10 protein-coding genes are annotated in these 9,334 nt (G+C 62.6%); 6 read left to right on the top strand and 4 right to left on the bottom strand.

The window, feature by feature from the left end:
• Both WCB02_RS21410 and WCB02_RS21415 read left to right on the top strand, forming a co-directional pair.
• Positions 1-922, top strand: a 922-nt coding sequence (locus tag WCB02_RS21410) for an oligosaccharide flippase family protein (protein WP_423961186.1), incomplete at its 5' end; no start/stop codon positions are given.
• A gap of 147 nt (positions 923-1,069) precedes the next feature.
• The gene (locus WCB02_RS21415; RefSeq protein ID WP_423961188.1) at positions 1,070-2,113 is read left to right on the top strand and encodes an NAD-dependent epimerase/dehydratase family protein; all 1,044 of its coding nucleotides are present in this window, start codon (positions 1,070-1,072) and stop codon (positions 2,111-2,113) included.
• A gap of 43 nt (positions 2,114-2,156) precedes the next feature.
• Here the strand turns inward: WCB02_RS21415 and WCB02_RS21420 are convergent, their stop codons facing one another.
• On the bottom strand, positions 2,157-3,314 hold the full coding sequence (locus WCB02_RS21420; RefSeq protein ID WP_423961191.1) for a glycosyltransferase family 4 protein: 1,158 nt from the start codon (positions 3,312-3,314) through the stop codon (positions 2,157-2,159).
• 621 nt (positions 3,315-3,935) lie between these two features.
• On the opposite strand from WCB02_RS21420, the gene WCB02_RS21425 reads away from it, so the two are divergent.
• On the top strand, positions 3,936-5,096 hold the full coding sequence (locus WCB02_RS21425) for an AGE family epimerase/isomerase (RefSeq protein WP_423961192.1): 1,161 nt from the start codon (positions 3,936-3,938) through the stop codon (positions 5,094-5,096).
• A 36-nt stretch (positions 5,097-5,132) separates the two neighbouring features.
• Complete coding sequence (locus WCB02_RS21430) at positions 5,133-6,215, top strand: glycosyltransferase family 4 protein (protein ID WP_423961193.1); 1,083 nt, start codon at positions 5,133-5,135, stop codon at positions 6,213-6,215.
• A 143-nt stretch (positions 6,216-6,358) separates the two neighbouring features.
• On the opposite strand, the gene WCB02_RS21435 is transcribed toward WCB02_RS21430, so the two are convergent.
• On the bottom strand, positions 6,359-6,559 hold the full coding sequence (locus WCB02_RS21435; protein WP_423961195.1) for a hypothetical protein: 201 nt from the start codon (positions 6,557-6,559) through the stop codon (positions 6,359-6,361).
• A 198-nt stretch (positions 6,560-6,757) separates the two neighbouring features.
• On the opposite strand from WCB02_RS21435, the gene WCB02_RS21440 reads away from it, so the two are divergent.
• Positions 6,758-7,171 (top strand): hypothetical protein, encoded by a 414-nt coding sequence (locus WCB02_RS21440; protein WP_423961196.1) that lies wholly within the window; start codon positions 6,758-6,760, stop codon positions 7,169-7,171.
• Between the two features lie 343 nt (positions 7,172-7,514).
• Entirely contained in the window at positions 7,515-7,688 is a 174-nt protein-coding gene (locus tag WCB02_RS21445; protein WP_423961198.1) for a hypothetical protein, read from the top strand.
• Here the strand turns inward: WCB02_RS21445 and WCB02_RS21450 are convergent, their stop codons facing one another.
• Both WCB02_RS21450 and folD read right to left on the bottom strand, forming a co-directional pair.
• Complete coding sequence (locus WCB02_RS21450; protein ID WP_423961200.1) at positions 7,689-7,931, bottom strand: hypothetical protein; 243 nt, start codon at positions 7,929-7,931, stop codon at positions 7,689-7,691.
• A 288-nt stretch (positions 7,932-8,219) separates the two neighbouring features.
• Entirely contained in the window at positions 8,220-9,107 is an 888-nt protein-coding gene (gene folD, locus WCB02_RS21455) for a bifunctional methylenetetrahydrofolate dehydrogenase/methenyltetrahydrofolate cyclohydrolase FolD (protein ID WP_423961202.1), read from the bottom strand.
• Positions 9,108-9,334: the final 227 nt, after the last annotated feature.

Raw genomic sequence — 9,334 nt, forward strand, 5'->3', positions numbered from 1 at the left:
CGTCTATCCGGCGGTCAATACCGTCTCGATGTGGCTGATTGTTCCGTGGCGCCCGGGGTCGCCGCGACGAAACGCCGGGATCGGATCGATGCTGAGATTCGGCGGCACTGTCACGCTGAACAACCTCGTAGTCTACGCCGCCTATAATCTGGATAAAATCCTGCTCGGCCGCTTTTGGGGAGCGGATGTCTTGGGGCTTTACTCCCGGGCCGGTCAGTTGATCAACATTCCGACCTCGCAGCTGAATATGGCGATCGGCGGCGTGGCGTTCTCCGCGCTGTCGCGGCTGCAGGACGATCTTGCCCGCTACAAAAGTTACTTCCTCAAGGGCTACTCGCTCGTCATCGCGATGACCGCCCCGATAACGCTGTTCATGGCCGTATTCGCCGACGACATCGTTCGCGTCGTGTTGGGGGCGCAGTGGGGCGAGGCGACCCCGATATTTCGCCTGCTGACCCCGACCGTGCTTTTTTTCGGCATCGTCAATCCACTGGCCTGGCTGATGATGTCGAGCGGGCTGCAGAGACGAAGCCTGATCATCGCGCTGGTGCTCGCGCCACTTTGCATCGCGTCCTATTTCATAGGCTTGCCCTATGGCCCGACAGGGGTGGCGCTTGCCTATTCCACTGCGCTGGCTCTATGGATGTTTCCGCACATCGCCTGGTGTCTGAAGGGTACGGGCATATCGTTGGTGGAATTGCTTCGGTCGATGGGACCTCCGATCGGGTCAGCCTTGATTGCGGTCGGGATCGCGTATCTTCTGCACAATGTCGTTGGAGGGTTTGATTCGGCGTTCGTCCGGCTTGCTTTCGACGGCGCGGCGATGGCCGCTTCGTATTCAGTGACGCTGCTGTTCGTGATGGGACAGAAGGAATTCTATTTCGATCTTCTGTCCCATCTGCCCCTGCCGCGGATGAATTGAAATTCCCGGATGATGCAGCGAACCATGCGGGGCCGGTTGCGGGCTGCTCGCGGAGGCCGTCACAATTAACCGGAATGGCATCATGATTACCGCTGGTCGGCCCGTTGGTGTATGAAGAGGCGATTTCGATCGCAGGGAGAGAGCACTTTGAAGATCCTGATCACCGGAAACCTGGGCTATGTTGGTCCGTCCGTGGCAAGATACCTGCGCGCGCGGCGGCCGGACGCAATCCTGCACGGCTTCGACAACGCGTATTTCGCGCATTGCCTGACAGGATCTCCGGTGCTTCCCGAAAGGCAGCTTGACGAGCAATTCTACGGTGACGTCCGCACTCTCTCGCTCGATCTGAGCGGATATGACGCGGTCGTCCAGTTGGCGGCGATCTCAAACGACCCGATGGGCAACAAGTTCGAGGCGGTGACGCTGGATATCAACCAGCACACGACGATAGCCCTGGCAAAAGCCGCGGCGGCAGCCGGCGTGAAGAATTTCGTGTTTGCGTCAAGCTGCAGTGTCTACGGGATCTCCGGCGGCGCCGCTCGCAAGGAGACCGACCCGCTCAACCCGATCACCGCCTATGCGAAGTCGAAGATCGGAGCGGAACGGGAGCTCGAGGCGATCGACAGCGGGATGGTCATCAGCTGCCTGCGCTTTGCGACCGCGTGCGGAATGTCGGATCGTCTTCGGCTCGATCTGGTCCTGAATGATTTCGTCGCCTGCGCGCTCAGCCGCGGCCAGATCAGCGTGCTGTCCGATGGGACGCCCTGGCGGCCGCTGATCGACGTCGCCGACATGGCGCGCGCGATCGATTGGGCGGTCGACCGAAGCGCCGCAAACGGCGGCCGCTATCTGGCCGTCAATGTCGGCTCCGACGACCGGAATTATCAGGTCAAGGACCTCGCGAATGCAGTCGCTGCGGCGATTCCAGGGACTTCCGTCTCCATCAACACCGATGCGCCGGTCGACAGCCGGTCGTATCGCGTGGATTTCGGGCTTTATCGCCGTCTCGCGCCCGAGCATCAACCTGTGGTCGATCTGGATCAGTCGATCCAGAACCTGATTGACGGCTTGCGCAGGATGCGCTTCAGCGACGCCGAGTTCCGGACGTCGGACCTGATGCGGCTGAAGGTCTTGCAGGGACATATCGATAGCCAGCGGATCGATACCGACCTGCGTTGGCGCCAAGGATAGGACCAAGGATAGGACCAAGGATGGGCCAGGCAGGCTCAAGACCTCATTGAACGGCGGCGGCCGTGCCTCGTGGCCGCGGCCCCATGTCGGATTGCCGTTTGGCCTGGGCGGCGAGCGCAAGCGCCTTGCGCCATCTCGCGGTGGCATTCTCCAACGAGAAGCGGCCAACGCTGCCGGACATCCGCTCGAGGCGAGACTTGCGATCCTCGTTGCTGAGATTGGCAAGCGCCGACATTGCCGCGGCCATTTCGCCGATATCAAGCGGATCGACGTAGATCGCGCCGTCGCCGGCGACCTCCTGCAGCGCCCCACCGCGGGACAAGAGCGGGACCAGGCCGTGATGGATCGCCTCGGCTGCGGGCAAGCCGAAGCCTTCGAGCAGGCTCGGCAGGACGAAGCCCGCGGCGTTCTTGTAGAGCCAGCGGAGTTCGGCATCCCCGACATATCCGGGCAGGATCACGCCTTGGGTTCGGCGGCCCCGCTCCACGACCGGTTCGGCCCCCGGTTCGGGCCCGCCGCACACGACATAGGCGTAACCTTGCTGCGATAGCCCGGATTGCTCGAACGCCTGGATGGCGCGCAATTGGTTCTTGCGTTCTCCGATCGCGCCGACGGTAAGAAAGAACCTCTCGGGAATGCCGTCAACCGTTCGCAGCTCGTCGGACTGCCTCATGTCCATCCGCAGCGGGGGATGCACGACATCGAGATGCGGATAGTCATCTCCGCATCGTGCGACGAAATCGGTCCGGGAGGCGTCGCTGACAAAGAGCATGAAGGGCCGTGCCGCCCGAATCCGGTCGAAGACCGTTTGATAAAGCTCGCTCACGCCAGGATGGTAAAGACCAGGATGAGTGATGGGCCCCATATCGTGACACAGCACGACGTCACATGATTTCAGTTGGTAGAAGATGCATTCGCGCGGGTCGGTGAAGATCATCGGTCGACGGTGCCGTGTCGGCGGCACGAGCCGATCGACCAGGCTCGCATTTGACCGCAGCTCGGCTTCCCATCGGGCGAGCCTGCCGAGCATCCTCGACAGCATCCTCGACGGCAGCTGCCGCATCGAAAAGCGCCAATAAAGGCACGCGGCAATCAGGTCCGGCGAGGACTCGATCATCTCCTTGCAGAAGAAATACTTGCCCGTGCGGTTGTTGAGGGCCAGCGTGAATTCGCAGTCAAACGTCGCGATCTCGGCGCTCATGGCATTGTCGCGGGAACGAACTCGATGTGACCCATGCGGTGGTCTTTGGCCTTCGTGCAATTTCTGGCGGATGTTGAGGTGACATCGACGAATGCGCCGGCCATCAGGCCGTTCGCAGTAGACGGCGACGAGGATATCCGGTTCCAGCTCCGACGACAATCGGGGGCTATCGCGCGGATCGCGAGGCCTGCCGTGAAGCGCCCATGGGGCTGTCGCCAGCCTGCTGTCAGAACGCTCGTTCCGCAGGCCAATACTTGTTTCTCGACGCGGTGAAGGAATATGCGGGGGGTTTGGGCAGCCGTGCTTGCGCCGAGGCCCGGCTCGCGAAGGAATTCGTCAAGCGCGAGCTTATATCTTCATTAACCTTATCTGCGACCTGTCGAGTTTGGTCGCGCCGCGCCGCATTAAGGGTGACTATTGATTCTGGCAGGAACGAGACGCTGCAGCTCAGGTTGACTGGGGCGCGTCGCACGCGGGAATACAGTTCGCTGCCGCGCCGGCCTCTCTCGAAGGCATGCCGTTTTCATCTGCTGGGCGATTTTTATCGAGACCGGATCAGAATGAGCATTCGCCGCGGATGCTACTTGCGCTACGGTGGCCGGGACGATCGAGGTTTGAATGATGAGCTCTGGAACGGACACTGGATCGGAGGCCAAGGACATCCTTCGCGTCCTCAACACCCTGATGATCGAGCATGCGCTGCCATTGTGGTCCGGCGAGGGCTGGGATCACGCCAAGGGCGGCTTCGTCGAGCGGCTCGACCGCGAGGGCGGCGCGGATCATTTGGCGCCCCGCCGCGTGCGGGTTCAGGCGCGGCAGATCTATTGCTTTGCCAAGGCGGCCGATATCGGCTGGTACCCGCAAGGCCGCGAGCTCGCGATGAAGGGGATCGATTATCTCCTGGCCAAGGCCAGGAGCCCAGACGGCAAGCCCGGCTTCGTCCATCTGCTTGATCCGGACGGCGCCGTGCTCAACCCGTTGCGCGATGCCTATGACCACGCATTCGTGCTGCTGGCATTGTCGGCGGCCTGTCAATTGAGCGGCGATGCCCAGCTTCGGGACGAGATCGCCGCGCTCGCGGGCTTTCTCGACGTTCACCTCCGCTCGCCGCATGGCGGCTACGTCGAAGGCATCCCGGCGTCATTGCCGCGCCGGCAAAACCCGCAGATGCACCTGTTCGAGGCGATGATCGCGGCATTCGATGCGACGCGGGATCCCGTCTATCAAAGCCGCGCCGGCGACCTGTTCGCGCTGTTCGTGGCCAATCTCTACGATGCGCGGCGCCGGGTGCTCGGCGAGTATTTCGAGGAGGACTGGTCGACGATCGAGCCGCTGATCGTCGAACCTGGGCACCAGGCGGAGTGGGTCTGGCTGCTCAAGGGCTTTGAGCGCATCACCGGCTGTCCGACCGCACGATACCGCGCACAGCTGTTGTCCTCGGCGCTGCGCTATCGCTGCACCGTGACCGGCTGCCTGCTGGACGAGGGCGACGCGGAGGGAAACATCCGCAAATCGACCCGGCGGCTGTGGCCACAGACCGAGATCGCAAAAGCCTTCATCGCACAGGCGGAGCAGGGTGAGGAGGGCGGCGCCGCCGAGGCGCTGGCTGCGCTGGTCCGGCTCCATCAGCACTACCTGCGCCATCCGGTCGCCGGCGGCTGGTACGACCAGTTCGACCACGACGGCCGATCGCTGGTCGAAACGATTCCGGCGTCCTCGTTCTATCATATCGTTTGCGCGATCGCCGAGGCCGAGCGGGTGCTCGGTTCTCCGGCGAACTGACCGGCTCGGTCCGGCAATGGAAAGTTGCTGCCTGACATGACCGGACGACGCTGGGCGATCAACGGCCGCTTTCTGAGCCAGCGCATGACGGGCGTGCAGCGCTATGCCCTGGAGATCGTGGCCGCGCTCGATGAACTGCTTGCGCAGCGCCGGGATATCGTCCCCACAATGCGGCTGGTCGTGCCATCAACGGTCGAAACGGCGCCCCGGCTTTCGAACATCGCGGTCTGCCGGACCGGTTTTGGATCAGGCCACGCCTGGGATCAGTTCGTCCTGCCGCTCTACGCCGGCGCCGGCGTGCTGAGCCTTGGCAATTTCGGTCCTGTGCTCGCGCGGAATCACGTCGTCTGCATACACGACGCCAACACCTTCATCCTTCCCGAAAGCTACTCGCGATCCTTCGGCCTGATCTATCGCACCTTGCTCCCCTTGGTCGGCAAGCGGGCGCGTCGGGTTGCGACCGTGTCGCGTTTTTCGGCCGACATGCTGGTGAAATACGGTATCGCGCGCCAGGATAAAATCTTCGTCGCTCCCAACGGCCACGAGCACGTGCTGCGCTGGGATGCGACACGGGCGCGGCTTCCGTTGCTGGCGCAACTCAAACGTCCCTACATCCTGCTGCTCGGCAGCAGCGCCAGGCACAAGAACATCGATGTAATCCTCAATCAGGCGCAAGCGCTCGATGAGGCCGGCATCGACGTGATCGTTGCCGGCGGTTCGTCGAGCATTTTCGCAGGCCGCGAGCCTGTGGCGCGGCGGCCCAACGTTCACCACGCCGGCTTTGTCGGCGATGACGAACTGGCTGCGCTCTACGAGCAGGCGATGTGTCTGGTATTTCCGTCCAGAACCGAGGGCTTCGGAATTCCACCGCTGGAAGCGATGGCCAAGGGATGCCCGGTGATATCATCCAACGCGGCGAGCCTGGTCGAAGTCGGTGGCGACGCGGTCATTTACGTCGACCCCGATGATAGCTCGCGCTGGAAGGACGCGATCATTGGGCTGGCGGCCAACCCGGACCTTCGTGCGAGCCTGGCGGCGAAAGGCCGGCAGAGGGCGGACTTGTTTTCCTGGAAGCGGAGCGCGCAGCTCTATCTCGACGAACTCGTGCGGCTGCAATGATACCGCCCTCAGCCAGGGACGGCCGTGCTGGTCGCGGGCAGGGTAGAGCATTTGCCGCAAGACTGGACACCGGCTTTCGTCAAGAAAATTCGATCCATAAAGGACAATTAGCGCTTTCCGATTCAATGGAATCGGAAAGTGCTCTAGACGATCGTCCAGACTAGCCAGCCGATGCCGACCCACATCGTCGAACTGATCGCGAGCGCGAGAATCCAGGGCCATGGCGAAGAATAGCGCAGGACCGGAGCGCACATGGTCTCGGTCGCCGGCGTCGCGTGACAGGCTTCTTCGGTCGCGCCCGTTGCTGCCAAAGAATCGAAAGAGAGCTGTTGGTGCGCCGGCATCGCGGTCCCTCGCAAAGCAAACGGATAGTAGAACAACTAAGAGTTTTGTCCTAACAAACGCGCTGATTTAGCCTGATACCTGTTGATAATTCGGAAACGGACCGTTGCATTGATCCAACGCAACGTCCGGAGGTGCCGAGCGCCGCCAGGCTTCCAATCGTATGCACGCTTGCGTGACGACGAGCAGGTAGTCAGAGCGTGCCTATTCAGTTGGCTTTCATCGTTCAGGCAAGCGAATTGCCTGCGCAAAATGTAGGCGGACCAAGATACCAACCGGCCGCTTTATCTTCATGCAAGGATGTGTTCAGACGGAACCCACCGGAGGCAGGGGATGAGATGATCTGGAAGAGCGAAACGAAATCCGAGCCGAAGCGCAAAGCCATCGCGCTCGCGGAGCTGGAGCAGAACTTGACCGAGGCTGTCAGGACCAGTCATCCAGAGTTCGAAACCTTTGTCGGCGTGATCATCGAGCGGATATCCGTGGCGTCGCGCGGCGCCGTCAACTGGACCGTCAAGGGCGTCAGATATGGCAAGGCCAATCGCGAAAGAAGCGGCGCGGTGCTGTCCCACTGTGTGGAAGAGGCGCAACGGGAGTTCGAACTCTCCGACTGAACGGCCGGTCGGCCGTGACCTGATGGGGCAGTGACTTGATGGACCACGCCCGGCAATGACTCGGGGCGCGGCAACGCTGATCGGGCGCGGCATGGCCGTCCGAATCGCCGCGCAGATTGGAGCGGCCGGCCCCCGGGCCTTCGCCCTCGACAGGCTCGAATGAGCATCCCGATAGGACTCTCGGCGCGGGCCACCGTCCCGGCTTTATCTGGATACCTATGATCCGCGCGCGCCAACGCTGGGCTTGACGGCCCGGAATCGACCTGCTGCAATGCGGCGATTGCAGTGCAGCGTTGGAGTTTTCGGTGAGTGAAATTGTTGATCGAGCTCTCGGAATTACGAATTGATTGACAGGCTGGACGCAGCGCAGCTGGCGCATTCACGTGCCAGGATCGAGCAATACCTCGACAAACTGATGTCGGCCGGGCAGGACGATCCGATCCAGTTGACCGAATATGCGCGCGCCTATCTGAAGGAATTGCATGAGGGACCGGACCCCCGCTTTACCGGCTGCTGATCAGGCCGGCCGCTGTGCTCGGCCTCGCGGAGAGGGCGTCCCGATCATGTCGTCCAGCGACGGGACAAGCGAAGGAGCAATTTCGATGTTGGCGAGCTGCTGCATCAGGAAATCGAGGCGTGGCGGCAGCTCATGGCAACCCTCGCGCCGCCATAGCTCGCCGAGGCGGTAGCCGATCTCCTCGCAGATGGCACGGCAGTGCGCGGCGTCGATCTCGAGGCTTGCATCGGTCCGTGTCGACATGGGCTGCTCAAACGTCTGAACTGAACTTCAATCATGTTAGCTCCGCGTCTCGTTCAAAAGCTGTAAACGGGCTGGGCGACCCGTTTGACTAGGTAAAGACGACGTTAAGCGGGGTCCCACGACGATGCCCCCGCAACCATCAAGAACATCGAAGCGAGCTGCGGATGCGTCCCGGCTACGACACCGTCCTGCAAAGCCCGGCGACGCTGCGGAGCAGGCCGACCCGCAGCCGATCCCGTGGGGGTTGAGGGCCACGACATGGCCGAGAGGTTTGCCAGTCCCGGCTACTTAGGCGGCAGGCTTGGCCAGCCCGCGCCGTTCGCGTGCGGCCTGCAACGTGTTCTGCAGCAGGCAGGCGATCGTCATCGGGCCGACGCCGCCTGGCACCGGCGTGATCGCGCCGGCAACGTGCACCGCCTCGTCGAACGCGACATCGCCGACCAGCCGGCCCTTGGTCGTGCCCTGCGCCGGCAGCCGGTTGATGCCGACATCGATGACGATCGCGCCGGGCTTGATCCAGTCGCCGCGCACCATCTGTGGCCGGCCGACGGCTGCGACCAGGATGTCGGCCTGCCGGCACAGCGCGGGCAGGTCGCGGCTGCGCGAATGCGTCATCGTCACCGTGCAGTCCGCCTGCAACAGGAGCTGCGCGATCGGCTTGCCGACGATGTTGGAGCGTCCCACGACCACGGCATGCATGCCTTGCAGGTTGGTCGCGACCGAGCGCAGCAGCAGCATCGCGCCGAGCGGCGTGCAGGGCAAGAGGCTCGGCAGCCCCCGCATCAGGCGTCCGGCATTCTCCGGATGGAAGCCGTCGACATCCTTGGCCGGATCGACGGCTGCGACGATGCGATCGGTATCGATCTGGGCGGGCAGCGGCAGCTGCACCAGGATGCCGTCGACCGCTGCATCCTTATTCAGCCGAGCGATCAGGGTCAGCAACTCGTCTTGCGAGGTTTCGGCCGGCAGGCGGTGCTCGAAGGATTGCATGCCAACGGCGGTAGTCTGGCGCGCCTTCGAGCCGACATAGACCTCGCTTGCTGGATCATTGCCGACAAGCACCACCGCCAGCCCGGGCACCCCGTGCCCCTCGGCGGTGAAGCGAGCCACGTCGGCCGCGATCTGCTGGCGCAGCCGTTCGGCAATCGATTTGCCGTCGATGATCGTCGCGGTCATGAAAGCATCCCTGAAAACCAGAGTTCCGAGGCCGCTTAGTATCATCCGCCGCCCGATGTGCAAAAAGAAGTTGAGATCGCGACGGCCGCCCTTCGCTAGACTGAGCTTCCTTCTTTTAGCATCGATAAAGGTTTGATCCCTCAGCTGTTTTCTGAGAGCGCGGGTACCGTTACTGGGTACGATCCGGGTTGACGGCGAGGAGTTCGAAGGCGCGCTGCTGGACGGGT

This window comes from Bradyrhizobium sp. (assembly GCF_049581145.1).
Lineage (GTDB): Bacteria > Pseudomonadota > Alphaproteobacteria > Rhizobiales > Xanthobacteraceae > Bradyrhizobium.